13 protein-coding genes are annotated in these 17,835 nt (G+C 64.0%); 10 read left to right on the top strand and 3 right to left on the bottom strand.

Annotation, left to right across the window (positions count from 1 at the left end; genetic code table 11):
* Positions 1–129: 129 nt before the first annotated feature.
* Positions 130–3,042 carry a DUF1553 domain-containing protein gene (locus tag SH412_RS21430; RefSeq protein WP_336520066.1) on the bottom strand — a complete coding sequence of 971 codons (2,913 nt, stop codon included), beginning with the start codon at positions 3,040–3,042 and terminating at the stop codon, positions 130–132.
* A gap of 255 nt (positions 3,043–3,297) precedes the next feature.
* On the opposite strand from SH412_RS21430, the gene SH412_RS21425 reads away from it, so the two are divergent.
* Positions 3,298–4,491 (top strand): XylR family transcriptional regulator, encoded by a 1,194-nt coding sequence (locus tag SH412_RS21425; RefSeq protein WP_336520065.1) that lies wholly within the window; start codon positions 3,298–3,300, stop codon positions 4,489–4,491.
* A gap of 174 nt (positions 4,492–4,665) precedes the next feature.
* A complete protein-coding gene (locus tag SH412_RS21420) occupies positions 4,666–6,366 on the top strand; it encodes a hypothetical protein (protein WP_336520064.1) in 1,701 nt (566 codons plus the stop codon).
* Between the two features lie 125 nt (positions 6,367–6,491).
* Here SH412_RS21420 and SH412_RS21415 read toward each other — a convergent pair whose 3' ends face one another.
* Entirely contained in the window at positions 6,492–7,061 is a 570-nt protein-coding gene (locus tag SH412_RS21415) for an FtsB family cell division protein (RefSeq protein WP_336520063.1), read from the bottom strand.
* A 310-nt stretch (positions 7,062–7,371) separates the two neighbouring features.
* On the opposite strand from SH412_RS21415, the gene SH412_RS21410 reads away from it, so the two are divergent.
* The 4 genes from SH412_RS21410 (at position 7,372) to SH412_RS21395 (ending at position 10,578) form a co-directional block, all read left to right on the top strand.
* Positions 7,372–7,914, top strand: a complete 543-nt coding sequence (locus SH412_RS21410) for a c-type heme family protein (RefSeq protein ID WP_336520062.1) — start codon at positions 7,372–7,374, stop codon at positions 7,912–7,914.
* 152 nt (positions 7,915–8,066) lie between these two features.
* The gene (locus SH412_RS21405) at positions 8,067–8,582 is read left to right on the top strand and encodes a c-type heme family protein (protein ID WP_336520061.1); all 516 of its coding nucleotides are present in this window, start codon (positions 8,067–8,069) and stop codon (positions 8,580–8,582) included.
* A gap of 222 nt (positions 8,583–8,804) precedes the next feature.
* Positions 8,805–10,334, top strand: a complete 1,530-nt coding sequence (locus tag SH412_RS21400) for a hypothetical protein (RefSeq protein WP_336520060.1) — start codon at positions 8,805–8,807, stop codon at positions 10,332–10,334.
* 16 nt (positions 10,335–10,350) lie between these two features.
* Positions 10,351–10,578 (top strand): hypothetical protein, encoded by a 228-nt coding sequence (locus SH412_RS21395; protein ID WP_336520059.1) that lies wholly within the window; start codon positions 10,351–10,353, stop codon positions 10,576–10,578.
* 63 nt (positions 10,579–10,641) lie between these two features.
* Here SH412_RS21395 and SH412_RS21390 read toward each other — a convergent pair whose 3' ends face one another.
* Positions 10,642–11,541 (bottom strand): deoxyribonuclease IV, encoded by a 900-nt coding sequence (locus SH412_RS21390; protein ID WP_336520058.1) that lies wholly within the window; start codon positions 11,539–11,541, stop codon positions 10,642–10,644.
* A gap of 200 nt (positions 11,542–11,741) precedes the next feature.
* Between SH412_RS21390 and SH412_RS21385 the strand changes: the two genes are divergently transcribed.
* The 4 genes from SH412_RS21385 to SH412_RS21370 all read left to right on the top strand — a co-directional run bounded on the left by SH412_RS21385 (position 11,742) and on the right by SH412_RS21370 (position 17,828).
* Complete coding sequence (locus SH412_RS21385; RefSeq protein ID WP_336520057.1) at positions 11,742–13,346, top strand: DUF1549 domain-containing protein; 1,605 nt, start codon at positions 11,742–11,744, stop codon at positions 13,344–13,346.
* A gap of 168 nt (positions 13,347–13,514) precedes the next feature.
* Positions 13,515–14,840, top strand: a complete 1,326-nt coding sequence (locus tag SH412_RS21380; RefSeq protein WP_336520056.1) for a DUF1501 domain-containing protein — start codon at positions 13,515–13,517, stop codon at positions 14,838–14,840.
* A 66-nt stretch (positions 14,841–14,906) separates the two neighbouring features.
* Positions 14,907–15,320, top strand: coding sequence for a hypothetical protein (locus SH412_RS21375; RefSeq protein WP_336520055.1), 414 nt, complete (start codon positions 14,907–14,909; stop codon positions 15,318–15,320).
* Between the two features lie 297 nt (positions 15,321–15,617).
* Positions 15,618–17,828 (top strand): FAD-dependent oxidoreductase, encoded by a 2,211-nt coding sequence (locus SH412_RS21370; RefSeq protein ID WP_336520054.1) that lies wholly within the window; start codon positions 15,618–15,620, stop codon positions 17,826–17,828.
* Positions 17,829–17,835: the final 7 nt, after the last annotated feature.

Below are 17,835 nucleotides of genomic sequence, written 5' to 3'. Positions count from 1 at the left end.
TTTTCGTGCCTTTCGCGGTTCAGTCCTTTGTGTTCGTTCGTGAGATTCGTAGTCAAGAAGCGTCCTCTGACGATTTCACGTCAGCAAGCTCGTTGAGCCACATTTCGGCAGGCGGGAGCCTGCCCTACGCTATTCCACGTAAATGAACTCGTTGAGATTGAGCACCATCAGGCAGTAGTGGTTGAAGGCTGCGTCGGGGGTCTGCTGGTGTTTTGTCTGCAGGGTTTCGATCAGTTTCCGGCCCCGGTCGATCTCGGCGGGCGTCGCCGGCCGGTCGAGGACCAGTTCGACGGCTCGCGCGATGCGGGCCGCGGGCTGTTCGCCGGCTTCGCGCTTCACGCGCGTCGCCAGCTCTTCCGCCTGCTGGTTGAAGAAGGCGCCGTTGAGCAGGCTCAGGGCCTGACCGGGCTGCGTGGTGTGGAAGCGGGCTTCGCAGGTCGTGTCGGTGTCGGGGAAGTCGAAGGTCGACAGCTCGGGGACGATCAGCGACCGCTTCACGTGGATGTAGACGCTCCGGCGGGCTTGCTCCTCGTAGGACGATTTGCCCCAGCCGCTGCCGGGCTGAGACTGACCCGCCAGGACTTCCTGAGAAATTTCCGGATAGATCCCTGGACCATACATCTTCGGGTTCAGCCGGCCGTTGACCGCCAGCACTGAGTCTCGCAGTTCTTCGGCGCTGAGACGTCGCAGGTTGTAGCGCCAGAACCAGTCGTTGCCGGGATCGCGGGCCAGGCCATCCTCCCGGCCGAGTGACGACTGCCGGTAGGTGTTCGACATCACCATCAGTTTGTGGAGCGGCTTGAGTTTCCAACCCTGGCGGACCAGTTCGGAAGCGAGCCAGTCGAGCAGCTCCGGATGGGTCGGGGGTTCGCCGAGCTGGCCGAAGTTGTTCGGCGAGCGGACGATGCCGCGGCCGAAGTGGTGCTGCCAGAGCCGGTTGACGATGACGCGGGTCGCCAGCGGATTGTCCGTCGATGCAATCCAGTTCGCCAGTTCCATTCGACGGCCCGTCGTTCGCGATCCTTCGGGACGCGATTCGACCTTCGCCGGGCCGCCTCCCAGAATCCCGAGAAAGGCGGGCTCGACCAGGTCGCCCTGCGCCTGGGGATTGCCCCGGCGGAGAATGAACGTCTCGGGGGCCGTCGGGCCGTGCTCGGTGACGCACAGGGCGTATTGATCCCACGGCTTCTCGCGTTTCGCGGCTTGGAGGGCCTCCCGGGCCTGTTCGAATTGCGCGAACCGCTCCGCCCCCAGGACTTGTTGTCCGCGGGTCTTCATCTGTTCGCCGATCGGGCTGCGGTTCCGCCCGTTGATGGCGCCGGGGGTCTGCTTCTGCAGGTCGGCGATGTCGGTGCCGTCTGCGGTCGTCGCCGAGAGGTATCGGTCGGCGAACTTGGATCCCGACCATTGCACCGACAGCCCCCTGCCTCCCTGTCCCTGGAAGTAATCCAGCCGCACGGGAACCCGGCCCTGCTTCAACGCGACCTTGACGACTTTGGGGCTTCCCACGCCATGAATGCCGTCGTATTTGAGGACTTCTTTCCCTTCGAGGACGAGCCGGACGCCATCGTCTGAGTCGACGGTAAACGTGTATTCGCCGTCCGCGGGGACCTTCAGGACGCCGGTGAAGACGAAGCCAAAGAAGTTTTCGCGGGTCGCCGGGCGGATGTCGAAGTAGGGGCGTTCGAGCCTGGCGACCGTTTCGGGTTTGAGCGCGTCGAAGTCGGGCAGTTTGTCGAATGTCTCGCGGTAGAAGCGATATTCCAGGTCGTCGAGGTCTTCCATCCCCGCTGGAGCGGCGGCGGCCTGGATCTTGCCGCGGAATTCGTTCTCGAACTCGCTGACCTGCGCCTGCAGACGATCCTGCTTTTCGCGCAGCAGTTTCACGGCGGTTTCGTACCGCTCGCGATCTCCCGGGTTCGGGAAGATCGGCTGGACGGTGTTCGGATTCTCGTAGCCGTTGGGCGTGAGATTGCGAATGAACGCTACGAAGCTGTAGTAGTCGGCCGCCGGTATGGGATCGATCTTGTGATCGTGACACCGTGCGCAATTGACCGTCATCGCCAGCAGGCCCTGGCCGATGGTGGTGACGATGTCGTCATAGCCGTCGTAGACGGCGAGCAACCGATCGGCGGGTTCGTCGTCCCAGACTCCCAGACGATAGAAGCCGGTGGCGATCAGCGAGTCGGCGGTGTCGTCGGGCAGCTCATCGCCGGCGAGCTGTTCCTTGAGAAAGCGGTCGTAGGGTTTGTCTTCGTTGAGCGAGCGGATTACGTAGTCGCGGTAACGCCAGGCGTACGGTTTCACGCCGTCGCGTTCGAAGCTGTTGGTCTCGGCGAAGCGGACGACATCGAGCCAGTGTCGCGCCCATTGTTCGCCGTAGCGTTCCGAGGCGAGCAGCCGATCGACGGCGGCCTCGTACGCGGCATCGGGATTCGCGGCGGACTCCGTTTCAAACGCCTGCATTTCGGCAAACGACGGGGGCAGGCCGGTCAGATCCACGGAGAGCCGGCGGAGCAGGGTTGCGGCTGACGCCTGCGGATTGGGAGGCAGGTTGTGCTGCTCCAGCTTTGCCAGCACGAACGCATCGATCGGATTGCGGACCCAGGCGGGATTCTGCACGGCGGGCGCTGGAGGGTCCTGCACGGGCTGAAAGGCCCAGTGCAACTGCCAGGTGGCTCCGCTGTCGATCCAGCGTTTGAGGAGATCGACCTCTTCCGGCGTCAGGGGCTTCCCCTCGGGAGGCATCCGGAGGTCGTGGTCAGTACTTGTTACTCGCTTGAGCAGTTCACTCTCGTCGGACTTGCCCGGGACGATGGCGTGCTCGCCGGATTCCAGCCGTTTGAAGGCGGCATCCCGTTCGTGCAGGTGGAGGCCCCCTTCGCCCTTGTCGGGGCCGTGGCAGGAGTAGCACTTTCGTGCGAGCAATGGGCGGATTTCCCGGCCGAAGTCGATGGCGGTGGATTGTGCGGCGACGGGAATCGTCGAGAGGTGCGCCAGAGTGAAGGCCAGGAATACCGGCGCTGAGCGAAAACACGACATTGGAAGAAGCTCGCAGTGGCGGGTCAGGCAGGCGGGAGACTGGACGGCGTGCTGCATTGTAGCAGTGTTGCGGTCCGGGGGGACCAGCTCAATGAGTTTTTCGGGCTGCCTCTTGAGACTGGTTGTCGAATCCTGAACGCTGTAACCTCGTACTGAGACATATCGCAAGGCTTTGTGAAACTGTGAAAACTAGAGTTCCACGGAACAGTCTGGCGTTCCAGACTGAGCGACCCTCGTTGAGACCTGTTACAGACCATGCCGCGCCGTCGTGTTCTGTTGATGATCGAAACTTCGCTGGTCTACGGCCGCGAGGCGCTCCGTGGCATTAATCGCTACGTCGTCGAACACGAGCCGTGGTCGGTGTATCTCGATCAGCGGGAACTGACGGCGGCTCCTCCCGAATGGTTTTCCCGCTGGGACGGCGACGGCGTGATCAGCCGGTGGACGAACACGGATCTCGCCCGGACGCTCGACCGGCGGCAGATTCCCGCGGTCGATCTGACCGACATCTACGGCGGCTTCGGTCTGCCGCACGTCTGGGCCAATCATGCGGCTGTGAGCGAGCTGGCGGCCCGGCATCTGATTGAGCGCGGGTTTCATCACTTCGCTTTCTGCGGTTTCGACCATCAGGACTGGTCCGAACGGCGGCAGGCGGGGTTCGTGGCCAGCCTGCCGATTCCCCGTGCGCAGGTCGCCATTTACAACTCGGACTGGGATTCCACCCGCGGGCCGACGTGGGACCAGCAGCAGGCGGCGCTCGGCGCGTGGCTGCAAGCTCTGCCGAAGCCGGTCGGCGTGATGGCTTGCAATGACATGCGCGGGCTGCAGGTGCTCGATGCCTGCCGCCGGTGCAATCTGGCGGTTCCCGAAGAGGTTGCCGTGATTGGCGTCGACAACGACGAACTGCTCTGCCAGCTCGCCGACCCGCCTCTGTCGAGCGTCGTACCGAATCCGCTACGGGTCGGTTACGAGGCTGCCGCTCTGCTCGACACGCTGATGCGCGGCGAGATCCCCGCCTCGACGGAGATCATTGTCGACCCGGTGGGCGTCGTGACTCGGCAGTCGACGGACGTGCTCGCGATTCCCGATCCCCAGGTTGCGGCGGCCGTCCGCTATATCCGCGAGCACGCCTGCGACGGAATTGCCGTCGCCGATGTGCTGCGGCACGTGAACGCCACCCGCAGCGTGCTCGAACGGAGCTTCCGCCGGTATCTCAACCGGTCGCCTCAGAACGAGATCCGCGGAGTGCAGCTCAAACGCGTGAAACAGCTTCTTGCGGAGACTGACCTCGCGCTGCCGCAGATCGCCGAACGGGCGGGTTTTGAGCATCCCGAGTACCTGAGCGTCGTCTTCAAGCGTGAAACGGGGCAGACGCCGGGGCAGTATCGTAAACAGACCTCGGCGTTTCCCGCGGAGAAGGGGAAAGGCCGGAGGACCGCCGGCCGCTGACCCGTCCGTTCGGCAACATCTGCCGGATAGCGCGCCAATCCGCCCGGAACAGGTCGCCGGGGACGTTCCGCAGCAGGTCCCTCGTCTTGTTGGGTCCGGCAGATTTGGCTAGTGTCCCGCTCTCCCATCGACTTTTTCAGTTTCCTTTTCCATCTCCTGCGGAATTCGCTGCAGATGAAGCAATCCTGGCTGCTCGCGTGCTGCACCGTCGCCCTGATCGGGGCCAGCGGGTGTGCATCCACCGGGAGCTCCGGCTTCTGGGCGAACCCTTTCTCCAGGCCGATCGCCAAGAACGAAAACTGCGCTCCCAAAGCGCCGGCCATCCCTCCGGGACCACCGCAGGTACCGCCAGTACCGCCGGACCAGATGGCGCAGGCCAAACCTGCGGAAGCGAAGACGGCCGGGGCCGACGAGAGCAATCCGTTTCGTAAGCCTGGCGAGATCACGCCTGCCGCCGCGACCGGGACGCCCGAGACACAGACCGTCGCGAAAATCGAGACGACGATTACACCAGCCGGCGGCAGCACGGCGGCGCTGTCGTTTCGCCCCGAAGTTCTCGCCCTGATCGACTCCGAGCTCCGCGACGCCAGCCCCGACGAAAAGGCATCCTGGTACGACCAGCTCAAGAAAGTCGACCCGGCCCTCGTTCCCGAACTTCTCCGGGTTCGCCGCCTGAGCATTCAGATTGCCGAACGCAATACGCAGGCGGAAGACACCGTCCGCTCGGCGACTGCTCAACGTCCTCAGGCGGCCGCGGACATTGTGGGCCAGGTCAATCCGTGGAGCCGGCCGGCCGGCGTGAGCCAGACTTCTCCGGCAACGTCCGGCCCCGCCGGGACCGGCATTCAACTCCTGCAGCACAACGATGCGACCGCCCCGAATCCTGTCGTCCATGCCGCCGGGGCATTTGACGATCCGCTGGCGGCGCGGCGGGTTCAGCCGGTGATGCATCAGGTCGACAACCCGGCTCTCAATGCCGCACTTCAGCCGCTGGGAGCCGCTCCGCAAGCGACCGCGACGCAGACGCCGTACGGCCTCTCTCAGCCGGCCGCCATCGGGTCAACCTCCCAGGCCAACTCTCCGGCGCGCGTCGGGCCATCCGGCGCAGCGGCCGGAACAGCGGCGACGCCGGTTGCTGCGACGAAGCCCGCCAGTCCCACCTGGAAGGCCGATCTGGATCGGATCATTTCGGTTGCCGAACAGGATGTCGCCACGGCTCAGCCCGGCGCGACCGCCGAGTCCCGCCACAGCTATCTGCGCAAGCATGTCTTCCTGCGCATGCTGTACCTGATGGCCGACCATCCGGAACGGGCGCTGACGGCGGTGCCGGAAGTGAATTCCGCCGACCAGGAATTCCTGCAGCAGCTCTTCTGGGCGGTTTCGAATTACCTCGACAGCGAACACATTCCGTCGGAACGGGACCGCGCTTCGCAGACGCTGGCCCAGCTCAACAACGCGGCTCAGCGGCTGCGCGAAAAGTCCGATCTGGAGATCCACAACCTCGCGTTCTGCGAACAGATTCAGTACTTCGGCAACTACCAGCGGTTCCCGCGCGACGAGTTCAATCCCGGCCAGGAGACTCTGCTGTATGCGGAGCTGCAGAACTTCAAGAGCGAACCGACGGGCGACGGCCAGCACCGCACCGTCCTGCGGTCATTGCTGGAGATTCTGGGCCCGTCGGGCGAAGTCCGCTGGCAGAAAGATTTTCCCGCCACCGAGGACCTCTGCCGGACGCCCCGGCGGGATTACTTCCACAATTATCAGTTCGCGATTCCGAACAACCTGCCCCTTGGCCCGCACACGCTCAAGCTGACGGTGTTCGACGAACTGAGCGGAAAAATGGCGAGCTATACGCTGAATTTTCTGGTGAGGTAGGGAGAGCGAGTAGCGAGCAGGGAATCGCGAGTCGCCAGAAACAAGAGGGCTTATCGCGAATCGCTGATCGCCGGCGTCTTCTCGCAATGCGAACTTTGTCCTCACTAGCCACCAACCACTAGCCACTATTCACTTCTTCTTCGATAGCGGCCCCAGACGCTCTGCAGAGCGCGGCCGCCGGCTTCGATCTGGCCGGCGGTCGATTCCTGCAGCCAGGTGAAGGAGACGACCACCAGCACTGCGGCGGTCAGCAGCAGCGTGTTCCGCAGGTCCCGGCTCGTGGCGACCAATTCGACGGCGGGCAAATACCAGGCGCGTGTTGCCGGGCGTTCCGCTTCGAATGTCGCTGCATGGCGGGCGTCCAGGGCCAGCTTACGATCGACGGAGATCACTTCTTCGCCGGGACGGAGGGCATCGAATTCCAGTCTCGCCATTTCAGCGGCGAATGCGGGGTCATGCTCCAGGGCTTCGACCACCCGCTCGAGCTGCCGGGCCTGTTTCTCCAGCGCCACCAACCGCATCTGATTGGCGTAGTGTTCGTCGCGCAGTTTCAGCAGCGTGGCCAGTCGCGGCGAGAGATTGACCGTGGCGAACAGCAGCGCCGCAACGACCAGTGCCATCCAGAACGCCAGCGAAATCGCCAGTCCGCCGGCCCGGCCGGCGGTGGAGTTCGGTGGAGTGTCGGAAGCGGGCATGGGAAGTGGCCGGCATGGGACGACAGGGGAACGTTCCTGCGCGCATCGACCGTCGGCCTCAACAAACTTGAGTCGACTTTCTGGCGACCCGGCCCCGTCGCGTACAAACACGGGCGCTTCGCCCGTCCCGGCAAAGCACGGACGACAAAATTGGATAAAAATATCCAGAGACTTGCCTCGGAACCCCGATCCCATCTATCCTGAGGATCAAGAATGTCCGATGGGTTTGCTGCGAAAGACCTGCCTGTCCCCCCCCGCCTGTTCCCCCCGCCCCGGCCGAGACTTCGGCCACAGTCCCCGGAGAGACGCCATGATTTCTCGACCTTGGACCCACCTGTGTATGGCCGCCGGCATTGTCGCGGTTTTCGGTGCAACCCTGGCTCTGCGGGCCGATCCACCGCAGGAGAAGCCGGCTGAAAAGGACGCGCGAGTTTCAGTTGCGGTCGCCCGCGACCGGGCGAAGTTGATGCACACAGTTTACTCTTCCACGTTGGAAGTGATGCACCATCGCTATTTCCACATCAACCGGTCCACCATACCGGCCCGCGCGATGGAGGATATTTTCGATGACATGTCCCGCCAGTCTCTTGGCAAGGCCCGCTGGATCTCCGGCAATACGAAGGCCATGAGTATCGATCACGAACCGGAGACCAGTTTCGAAAAGCAGGCGGTCCGGGAATTCACCATCGGCAAGGAAGAGCTCGAACGCGTTGAGGACGGGTACTACCGACGGGCGACCCCCATTCCGCTGTCGGGCGGTTGCGTCGGTTGCCACGCCGGACTTTCCGCAGACGCCGGCAAGACGCCCCGTTTCGCCGGTCTGGTGATCAGCATTCCGGTCAACGACGAGTGATCGGTGTCGAAGAAGCGGATTTGGGACGGCAGGTCCGGAGACTTTACGAGGGGAGTGTCGTCTCAAAGTACAGAGACCACGCCCTTCGAAGACTCCGGGCGTGCCACCCGAGTCTCCATATCTTTGAAGTCAATTACGAGGGACGCTTGGCCATGCACCGAACTCTCCTGACGCTGGTCATCGTAACCGGTCTGGCCGGCGCCATGATCGCCGCCCCGCCCAACACGAGCGAACCGGCGGCCGCGCTCCCGACCCCGGACGAAGCCCGCGGCCGGGCGGAGCTGCTGCACGACGCGCTCGGCGACCTGCTGCAGGTGGTCCATCACGAGTATTATCGTCTCGACGAAGGCCTCACGCTCCCCGCCGCGGCCTTCAGAACGGTCTTCGCCGAAGTTGCCCGCAAACGCAAAGTCGAGCTGCGCTGGCTGGCGGTCAATGCACCGCCGATGAACGTCGACCACAAGGCCGGCAGCGAGTTCGAACAGCAGGCCGTCAAAGCCCTGGCCTCCGGCGCCGAGCATTTCGAGCGGATCGAAGACGGCGTCTATCGCCGGGCGGCGCGGATCATGCTTGAATCGGAATGCCTGAAATGCCACGTTCCCAACCGCCGCAGCACTGAGGCGCGCATCGCCGCCCTCGTGATCAGCCTGCCGATTCGGGGGAACTGACCGGCGCGCCGCACGGACCTGACGGGTGTGGGTGGCCGGGGCAGGAGCGTTTTCGCGATGCGCCGGACAGGCCGAAGACCGGGGCTTCCCTTCGGTCCAGCCCCGGTCACCGTACTTGCTGGAAATCGCCTCGGCGTGCCGGAAACGCTCGCGGGGAATTCCGGACGAGCCGGGTATGATGTCAGAGGAGCCCGATCCCTGACGGACCTGAGGAGTCGCACCATGTCTTACCCTGCCAACCGTCGTCAGTTTCTGCAGACCGCCGCCCTCGGCAGCACCCTCGGCGCCGCCGCAGAGTTCGGCTTCCTGAGCGGACTGCCGCGGGTCTCCGCCCAGGAGGCGAAACTCGAAAAGGGTCTCGTTCCGTTGCGGGCCGAGATCGAGCCGTTCGTCCGGCTGATCGAAGAGACGCCCCGCAATCGCCTGCTCGAAGTGGTCGGCCAGCGGATTCACGCCGGCGCTTCATACCGTGAAGTTCTCGCGTCCCTGCTGCTCGCGGCCGTCCGCAATGTCCAGCCGCGGCCGGCTGTCGGCTTCAAGTTCCACAGCGTGCTCGTTGTGAATGCGTGCCACGTCGCCAGTCTGTCGGGCCCGGACGAAGACCGCTGGCTGCCCCTTTTCTGGGCGCTGGACTATTTCAAGTCCGCCCAGGCCGAGGAGTCTCAGAAATCCGGCTGGCACATGCAGGCCGTCGACGAGTCCAAAGTCCCCGCGGGTCCGCACGCGCGTCAGACGTTTATCGAGGCCATGGACCGCTGGGATGTGGCGCAGGCCGACGTCGCCACCGCGGGAATCGTGCGATCGCTGCCCGCCACGGAAGTCTTCGAACTGTTTGCCCGCTACGCCGCCCGCGACTTCCGCTCGATCGGTCACAAGGCGATCTTCCTGGCCAACGCCTGGCGGACGCTGCAGGTGATTGGCTGGGAATACGCCGAGCCTGTCTGCCGGTCGCTGGCGTTCGCGCTGCTGAATCACGAAGGCGAAGCCGACCCTGCAACGAGCGACCTCGCCCCCGACCGGCCCTGGCGCGAGAATTTGTCGCTCGTCGAACGGATTCCCGCCGGCTGGCTGCAGGGCAAGGTGACGGACGACGCCGCTCGTGACCAGATCACGCTGTACCGCACCGCCTCACCGGCGGAAGCGATGGCCGCAGCCGTGCGGCAGCTCGAACTTGGCGTCAGTGCTGCCAGTGTGTGGGACGGCAATTTCATCGCCTCGGGTGAACTGCTGATGCGTCAGCCCGGGATCGTCCCGCTCCACGGCCTGACCACCGCCAATGCGATGCACTTTCTGTGGCAGAACGTCGGCGACGACACACTCCGTCGGCGACTGTTGCTGCAGGCCTGCGCATTCACCAGCCTGTTCCGTGACGCGGCCGAGCGCCGGGGTAAGCTGCAGGCGCTGTCGATCGACGATGTGCTGCAGCCGAATGCTCAGCCCGGCACGGTGACGCAGGAGGCGATCTTCTCCGATGTCGGCCGGGATGGACTTTCAGCCGCTCGCAAGCTGCAGTCGTTCCTGTCGACGGGAGGCGATCCCTACGGCGTAATCGACACCGCCCGCCGGTACGTGTTCCTGAAGGGTCGGGACGCTCACGACTACAAGTTCAGCACCGCCGTGCTGGAGGACTACGGCCACGTGACACCGACGTGGCGTCCGTTATATCTGGCGTTGTCGGTGTTCAATCTGAAGGGGAGCGGGGACGGCGACAGCAATCTGGTGGCGCGGACGCGGGCGGCGCTGGGTGCGTGACGTGGAGTCAGCTCGAATGGCCGCAAAGCGTTCCGACAGCCCCTTTCCCTTTGGAGTCTGTCTGCTGTCGTTCATTCTGACGTGGACGTTCCTGGCGGCCGTTGCGAGGCCAATCTGCCATCTGGTCGGGGCCGACATCGAATCGACGCCGGGAGCATCGGATCGCCTCGGGATCGGTGTCATTCTGTGTGCGGCAGGCGTGGGTGTGCTGATCGCTCTGAGAGCTGCGCGTCGGCGCAACTGAGGAGACCGGACGACTCCGCGTTGATATGGGATTTTCTTGCGGTCCGTAATCCCGAACTGAAGCTCAGCCCTTCTTGCGCGACTTCTTCGCCGGTTCGATCAGGCCGAGCAATGTCCGCAAGTTGATGGCGTCGAAGTCTTCGCCGTCCCGCTCCCCCTTTTCGGTCTCCAGGTACATCGGGCGGTCGACGAAGCGGGGATCGTTGAGCAAGTGCCGGAAGGGTTCCAGCCCCAGGCAGCCTTCGCCGATGTGTTCATGCCGGTCGACCCGGCTTCCTTGCGGCTTCTTGCTGTCGTTGAGGTGAAATGCCCGCAGCCGGTCGACGCCGATGAGCCGGTCGAACTCGTCCATCGTCGCGGCGTACTCTGCGGGCGTCTGCAGTCCGTAGCCCGCGGCGAAGACGTGGCAGGTGTCGAAGCAGACGCCAAGCCTTTCGGGTTCGGCGACCTCGGCGAGGATCTGCGACAGTTCTTCAAATCGCCAGCCGAGGCAGCTTCCCTGCCCGGCGGTGGTTTCCAGCCAGAGATGAACTTTGACGCCGCGCGTGCGCTGGTGGGTTTCGTCGAGACCCGCGACAATTCGCTGGAGTCCTTCCTCGGCCGTTGACTTCACGCTGGCGCCGGGATGCATGACGACGCCGACGAGCCCAAGGGCCTCGGCCCGCTCGACCTCGACGACGAGGGCGTCGACCGATTTCTGCCAGAGAGCGTCATCGGGGCTGGCGATGTTGATCAGGTAGCTGTTGTGGGCGCAGGGCTGCTGGATGCCGGTTCGTGCGACAGCCTCCCGAAACAGGCGGATGTCGTCGTCCGACAGCGGCTTTCCGTTCCACTGATTGTTGTTCTTCGTGAAGATCTGGCACGTTCCCATGCCAAGGGCGGCGGCGGCATCGACAGCTTTGTAGTAGCCGCCGGCGATGGACAAATGGGAGCCGAGGAGGCGGTTGGATAAGAGTGGTTTCATGGCGGAAGAATACGGACAACCTCCCGAAGCTGCCAAGTCTGGGCAGTGGGGACGGCCAAACTGGTGGATTTCAACTAGCTTTTCCCGCACACCTCGCCAAATCCCGGATTGACCCTGAGGTTGCGTCGATTTACCTTGATGGGTTGCCTGCGGAGATTCTCCCGGGGAGGGGGAGCTTCTGAGGGGCCGGGAGTCGCTCCATGATTCACTCGATCCGTGATACCGTCCGCCTGTGGACCTGCTGTGCCGGGCTGGCGGTTGTCAGCCTGCCTCTCGCGGCCGGCGAAGTGCCGCTGCCGCAGGTCGCCCCGCTGACCTCCGCCCGGCTCGAAGAGCTGGTTCGGAAGGAGCTGGGGGACGTCGAGCTGGCGCCGCCCGTCACCGACGAGATTTTTCTCCGCCGGCTGACGCAGGATCTGGTCGGTCGGCAGCCGACGATGGACGAGCTGCAACAGTTTCTGGGCGACGCCTCCGCCGACAAACGCGATCAGGCGGTTGACCGGCTGCTGTCGAGTCCGGAGTTCGGCCGGAACTGGGCGGACTACTGGTCCGACGTGATCGCCTTCCGCACGCCTCCCCCCGAGCTGACGTTCCTCAATTACGACGCTTTCAAGGGCTGGCTGGCTCAGAAGCTCAACGACGATGCTCCGTGGGACGCCACCGTCCGCGAGATCCTGACCGCTTCGGGCAAGATCAAGGACAATCCCGCCGGGACGTTTGTCGGATTCCACCAGGGCGAAACGACGCGGCTGGCAGGCGAGACGGCCCGCGTGTTTCTGAGCCTGCAGATCGGCTGCGCGCAGTGCCACGATCATCCGTTCGACGACTGGAAGCGGGAGCAGTTCCACGAGCTGGCCGCCTATTACGCCCGCGTCTCAGTGAAGCTCCCCTGGAACGACAGCGGCGAGATCGAGATCAAGGACAAGGGGAAGGGCGAGTACGAGATGCCCAACGTCGCCGACCCGACCAAGAAGGGGGAGGTGATGACGCCGGTTTTTCTGACCGGATCGCGTTCCGACAAGGGGAAGTCCGACGCCGAGCGCCGCAAGGAGCTGGCCGAGGCGATCGCCCACCGGGACAACCCGTGGTTCGCCCGGGCCTATGTGAATCGCGTGTGGGCTCGACTGATGGGGCGCGGCTTCTACGAACCGGTTGACGACTTCGGCCCGGCTCAGACCGCCCGGCTGCAAGAGACGCACGACATTCTTGCCGCGGCTTTTCGCGACAGCGGCTTTTCCACGAAGGTTCTGTTCCGGCTGATTGTGCAGACGGAGATCTATCGCCGGGGAGCGCTGACGCAGACGGACGACGCCCCGGTCTATGCCGGTGCGCCGACGGGCAAGCTACGCGGCGACGAGGTCTTCCGCTCACTGGTGACCGCGGTTGGGCTGCCGAACGTGACGCCTGAGGCGATGAAGGCGACCAAGGACATCCGCTTTCCGCCGCCGCCGAAGAGCACGCGGGATATCGTCGCGGAGACCTTCGGCTACGATCCGTCACTGCGGCCGGAGGACATCTCCCGCACGATGTCGCAGGCGCTACTGCTCATGAATAACGATCAGATTCAGGCGCAGATCAACGCGCAGCCTGACAGCGGTACCGTCCTCAGCAAGCTGGTGGCGACGGAGGCCGACGACGCGAAGGCTGTGCAGCAGCTCTTCGTGATGAGCTTCGGCCGGCAGCCGACGGAGAAGGAACAGGGGCTGGCGCTGGGGCACGTGCGGACGGCGACGAACCGGGGCGAGGCGTATGAGGACCTGCTCTGGAGTCTGCTGAACTCGGCCGAGTTTGCTTCGCGTCGGTGAAAAGAGAAGATTTCTCGCAGAGTCGCGGAGAGAGCAGAGATCGCAGAGAAAGAAATGTCGAATGACGAAGGCGGAATGTCGAAAGGACAGATCGCGTTCTTCCTCTCGGGCTTTCCGCTTTAGGCTTTGAGCTTTCCGCTAACCACTCACTTCACAGGCAATCCATCCATGGCTCTTCCCATTCTTGACGTCGCCGTGAATCGCCAGGGGACGGTGGGTCGCCGGGGCTTTCTGCGGACGCTGGGAGTCGGGGCGGCCGGGGCGGGGCTGTTGTCCGTGGGCTGGCGCGATCTGCTGATGGCGCAGGCGGCCGAGCTGCGGAAGCAGGGGAAGTCGATGATCCTCCTCTGGATGGATGGCGGCCCCAGCCAGTTCGACACGTTCAATCCCAAGCCGGGCTCGCCCAACCAGGGGCCGGCCCAGCCGATTTCCACCAGCATTGCCGGCGTCCATTTCGCCGACTTCTGGCCGCAGACGGCGCAGATCGCCGACAAGCTGGCCGTGATCCGTTCCATGCGGACTCCGGAAGCGGAGCACGACCGGGCGATCATTCACGTCCGGACCGGCTTCCGGATCAATCCCGCCATCCGCTATCCCACGTTTGGATCGATCATCGCCCGCGAGCGCGAAGACATCGAATTCGATCTGCCGTCGTTTGTGCGTATCGGGAAGCCGCGGATCAAGACCCGTGACGTCGACGCGGGGATCATCGGCGTGCGGTACGCGTCGTTTAACGTCGACAAGGCGGGCGAGCTGCCTCCGAATACGCGGGCCACGGTGCCGGAAGCCGTCTTTCGCCGGCGTCTGGAATTGGCCGGCAAATTCGATGCGGAGTTCGCCGCCGCCGGCGGAGCGCGGGAAGTCTCCGACAAACGGGACATCTACGACCGGACGACGCGGTTCGTGCTCAGTCCCCGGCTCGACACATTTGATCTGGAGCGGGAGTCGCCGTCGCTCCGCGACGCCTACGGCCGGACGAACTTCGGCCAGGGCTGCCTGCTGGCCCGCCGGCTGGTGGAGCAAGGGGTGAGCTTTGTGGAAGTCATCAGCACCGGCGACCGGAACGACGCCGGGTGGGACACGCACAACAACGGTTTCCGCGACACGCCTTACCTGTGCGCCGAGGCCGATCCCGCGTTTGCGACGCTGGTGACCGATCTCGAGCAGCGGGGCAAGCTGGACGACACGCTGGTGGTCTGGATGGGCGAGTTCGGCCGGACCCCGAAGCTGAAGGCGGACGGCGGACGGGACCATTACTCGAAGGGCTGGGTGATGGCGATGGCGGGGGGCGGCGTCCGTCCGGGCCAGGTGATCGGCGCGACCGATCCCGACGGGATCGACGTCACCGAGCGCCCGATCGGCGTCCCGGACTTCTACATGAGCGTCTGCAAAGTCCTCGGCATCGACCCGCAAAAGGAATACCACACCAGCGACGGCCGCCCGATCAAGCTGGTCGACGAAGGCGGCGCGGTCATCGACGAACTCTTCGCCTGACGGCGGATCTTTCGCGTTCCATTCCTTTCAATTGGTTGATTTTGCACGACCTGCAGGAGTCCATGCATGTCCGCATGTGTGACTCTCGAAGATGGGCGCGTGTTCTGGCGATCGACATTATGGATGGCCAACGTTTACGATCAGATTGCGCAGTCGGTTTCAGACGAGTATCCTCAGTTCCGCCGCTGGCTGGATGACATGAGCACGCGACCGGCCCCGTTTATGGATTTCGACGTGCGCGGACTTCCAGACGAACTGCGCAAGGAGTTCCACCTCGCGGCACGTCGTTCCCGAGACCGTCGCATCAGCGAACTCGGAGAAGAGTGGACCAGCGACGGGATCACGTCCCTCCTTGATGAACTCGTCCGAATGAAAGTAAGCATCGATCGAGGAGAGCCGTCGCTGACACTTTCCCATGACACGAAGGTATATGATTACCGCGGGAACGCTGTAGACATCCATGAGATCTGGTCGGAGTGACAACAGGTCGTGCCTATGAAGAGTTTCCATGGTCGGCGATTTAACAGGAGCGCCAATTCGACATGGTCGCTATCCGCCGAAGACGGATCTATGAACGAATTCGTGCAGGTCTGCAAGAAGCGATCTCACATGCAAAGGGCGAGCAGAAACTGAAGACCACAGACTTTCCACCGACTCCGTCGAAGCCTGCCAACACTTCGGAGGCAACAAGCGAACTGGATTCCGAAGACGCATAACGTCAATGATCGGTCGTCTGAATTCATTCGCTAACAATCGTCCCCAGCCAGGAGAGTTATCTTGCTCCGGTCACTCCTGCTGACGACCTTCCTGCTCCTCATCTCCTCCGTCACACGTGCCGCCGAAACCCTCGACTGCGACCTTCTCATCGTCGGCGGCAATGAAGCAGGCGTCGCCGCGGCGGTGCAGGCGGCGCGGCTCGGCGTCCCGCGGATTGTTCTCGCCAATGACATCGAATGGCTTGGGGGGCAGTTCAGCGCTGAAGGGGTCGGCTGCATCGACGAGTGGACCGTCTATGGCGGGAAACGGGTCAACTTTCCTCGCTCGGGGATGTTCCTGGAAGTCATTCGACGGATTCGCGAACGGAACGCCGAGAAGTACGGTCTCACCAATCCCGGCAACGCCTGGTGCGGCACCGAAACGATCGAGCCTGCGGAGGCGGCCCGGATCTTCGAACTGCTCGTGGCTCCGTATCTCGACGATGACCGGCCGCCCGGCACGGGGCAGATCACTTACCTGCGGCCGTGGGAGCCGGTCCGCGTCGACGTTGAGGAGAAGACCGTTCGGGCCGTGGAGTTCGCCCGCCCCGACGATCCCCAAGTCCGCCTGACCGTCCGCGCCCGCCTGACGATCGACTGTTCCGACTGGGGCGATGTCTTCCGATTGTCGGGCGCCCGCTATGCGGCAGGTCCCGACGTGAAGTCGCGGTTCGGCGAACCCGGCGCACCGGAAGGACCGCTGGGCGAACATGAGAACGAGATGAACCCCCTGTCGTGGTGCGTCGTGCTCAAAGAGGCCGGTCGGGATGCCACGATCCCTCTCCCGCTGCATTACGATCCCCGCAGCTTCGCGGCTCTCGACAAGGTGCCGCCGTTCGTCGACACTGCAATGACTGAGGGGATTTATACGCCGGGGGGCTGGTGCGTCTACACGCATCGCCGGCTGGTCGACCGCTGGCACAACGGCCTGCCGGTCGGGACCGAGAAGACCTTTCTCAATTGGCCGACGCAGGACTACCCGCTCTACAACTTTCCGCAGCATGTCGTCGATGCGCTGGAAGCGATGGAAGCCGGAGCCTCGCGCAAGAACGTGGTCGACATGACTCCCGCCCAGCGGCGGGTCGTCTTTGACGACGCGAAGCGGCACGCGCTGGGAATGCTGCACTACCTGCAGACGAAAGTGCATGACCGCGTGGGCGACTACCCCCAGAGCTTTCGATACATGGAGCTGACCGACGAATTCGGTACGCCCGACCGGTTGCCTCCCAAGCCGTATGTGCGGGAGGGGCTCCGGCTTGAAGCCCTCTACATGCTCCGCGAACAGGATATCCGGGCCGCCGATCGGAATCCGCGCTGGGCGCGGGCCATGCCGCCCGATGCAATCTTCGGTTTTCAGTTCAACATCGACTTCCACCCCACCCGGCGGAAGTTCCTCGACGCCGGGCCGGGCGCCGCCCGCGGGCCGTGGCAGTTCGTCCATACGCCCCACCGCAACTGGCACACCGATACTGACCGGGCCATGCTGCCGCTGCGGTCGCTGATTCCCGTCGAGGTCGACGGGCTGCTGGGGAGTTCCAAGAACATCGGCGTGACGTCGCTGGTCAGCTCTGCGTTGCGGGTCCACGGCCAGATGATGCTCTGCGGGCAGGCGGCAGGTACGACTGCCTGGCTCTGCCTGCGAGACAAAATGTCGCCGCGAGAGCTGGCCCGCAACTGGCTGAAGATTCGCGAACTCCAGCAGCGACTGGTCCGCAGCCCGCAGGGTCAACCCGGCATTCTGCTCTGGCCGTATCACGATCTGTTGCCCGAAGATCTCTCGTTTGAAGCGGTCAACCTGCTGGCCGTCCGCGGGATCTGGCCCGGCGATTCCGCCAGTCTGGACTTTCAGGCGTATCGCCTGGTGAAACGGGTCGAACTGGCGGAGATCCTGAAACGGACCGCCCGGCACGTCGCGGTTCCGAATGCCGAGCCCGATCTCGCCCCCCTGACCGCCGATGGCGAACGCTCCGCCGACTGGCAGGGCCTGGCCGACGGACTGCAGGCTCTCGGAATCACCCCGAGTCCGTGTCTGACAAAGAGCGGCCCGGTCAATGAAACACGGGCGACGCTGCCGCGGTTCGAACTGGCCCGGTTCCTCTGGGCGCACGTCAAAGATCTGCCGGAGCGACTGCCGGCGACCGATCGCTATCTTCAGCCCGGCAGCGATGTCGACGGGGACGGAGTTTCCGATCTCGACGATCCGGAACCGTTCGCAAAGCAGGCCGATCGCTGAATCCCGC

Source organism: Planctellipticum variicoloris, assembly GCF_030622045.1.
GTDB classification, from domain to species: Bacteria; Planctomycetota; Planctomycetia; order Planctomycetales; family Planctomycetaceae; genus Planctellipticum; species Planctellipticum variicoloris.
Note: the sequence above shows the minus strand (reverse complement) of the source record. Positions and strands in the feature narration are given on the sequence as shown.

What these genes read in the sequence shown, in the direction of transcription:
- SH412_RS21375 (WP_336520055.1), top strand. Translation starts at nt 14,907, where the DNA reads ATGTCCGCATGTGTGACTCTCGAAGATGGGCGCGTGTTCTGGCGATCG.
- SH412_RS21395 (WP_336520059.1), top strand. Translation starts at nt 10,351, where the DNA reads ATGGCCGCAAAGCGTTCCGACAGCCCCTTTCCCTTTGGAGTCTGTCTG.
- SH412_RS21385 (WP_336520057.1), top strand. Translation starts at nt 11,742, where the DNA reads ATGATTCACTCGATCCGTGATACCGTCCGCCTGTGGACCTGCTGTGCC.
- SH412_RS21405 (WP_336520061.1), top strand. Translation starts at nt 8,067, where the DNA reads ATGCACCGAACTCTCCTGACGCTGGTCATCGTAACCGGTCTGGCCGGC.
- SH412_RS21410 (WP_336520062.1), top strand. Translation starts at nt 7,372, where the DNA reads ATGATTTCTCGACCTTGGACCCACCTGTGTATGGCCGCCGGCATTGTC.
- SH412_RS21430 (WP_336520066.1), bottom strand. Translation starts at nt 3,042, where the DNA reads ATGTCGTGTTTTCGCTCAGCGCCGGTATTCCTGGCCTTCACTCTGGCG.
- SH412_RS21420 (WP_336520064.1), top strand. Translation starts at nt 4,666, where the DNA reads ATGAAGCAATCCTGGCTGCTCGCGTGCTGCACCGTCGCCCTGATCGGG.
- SH412_RS21390 (WP_336520058.1), bottom strand. Translation starts at nt 11,541, where the DNA reads ATGAAACCACTCTTATCCAACCGCCTCCTCGGCTCCCATTTGTCCATC.
- SH412_RS21400 (WP_336520060.1), top strand. Translation starts at nt 8,805, where the DNA reads ATGTCTTACCCTGCCAACCGTCGTCAGTTTCTGCAGACCGCCGCCCTC.
- SH412_RS21415 (WP_336520063.1), bottom strand. Translation starts at nt 7,061, where the DNA reads ATGCCCGCTTCCGACACTCCACCGAACTCCACCGCCGGCCGGGCCGGC.
- SH412_RS21380 (WP_336520056.1), top strand. Translation starts at nt 13,515, where the DNA reads ATGGCTCTTCCCATTCTTGACGTCGCCGTGAATCGCCAGGGGACGGTG.
- SH412_RS21425 (WP_336520065.1), top strand. Translation starts at nt 3,298, where the DNA reads ATGCCGCGCCGTCGTGTTCTGTTGATGATCGAAACTTCGCTGGTCTAC.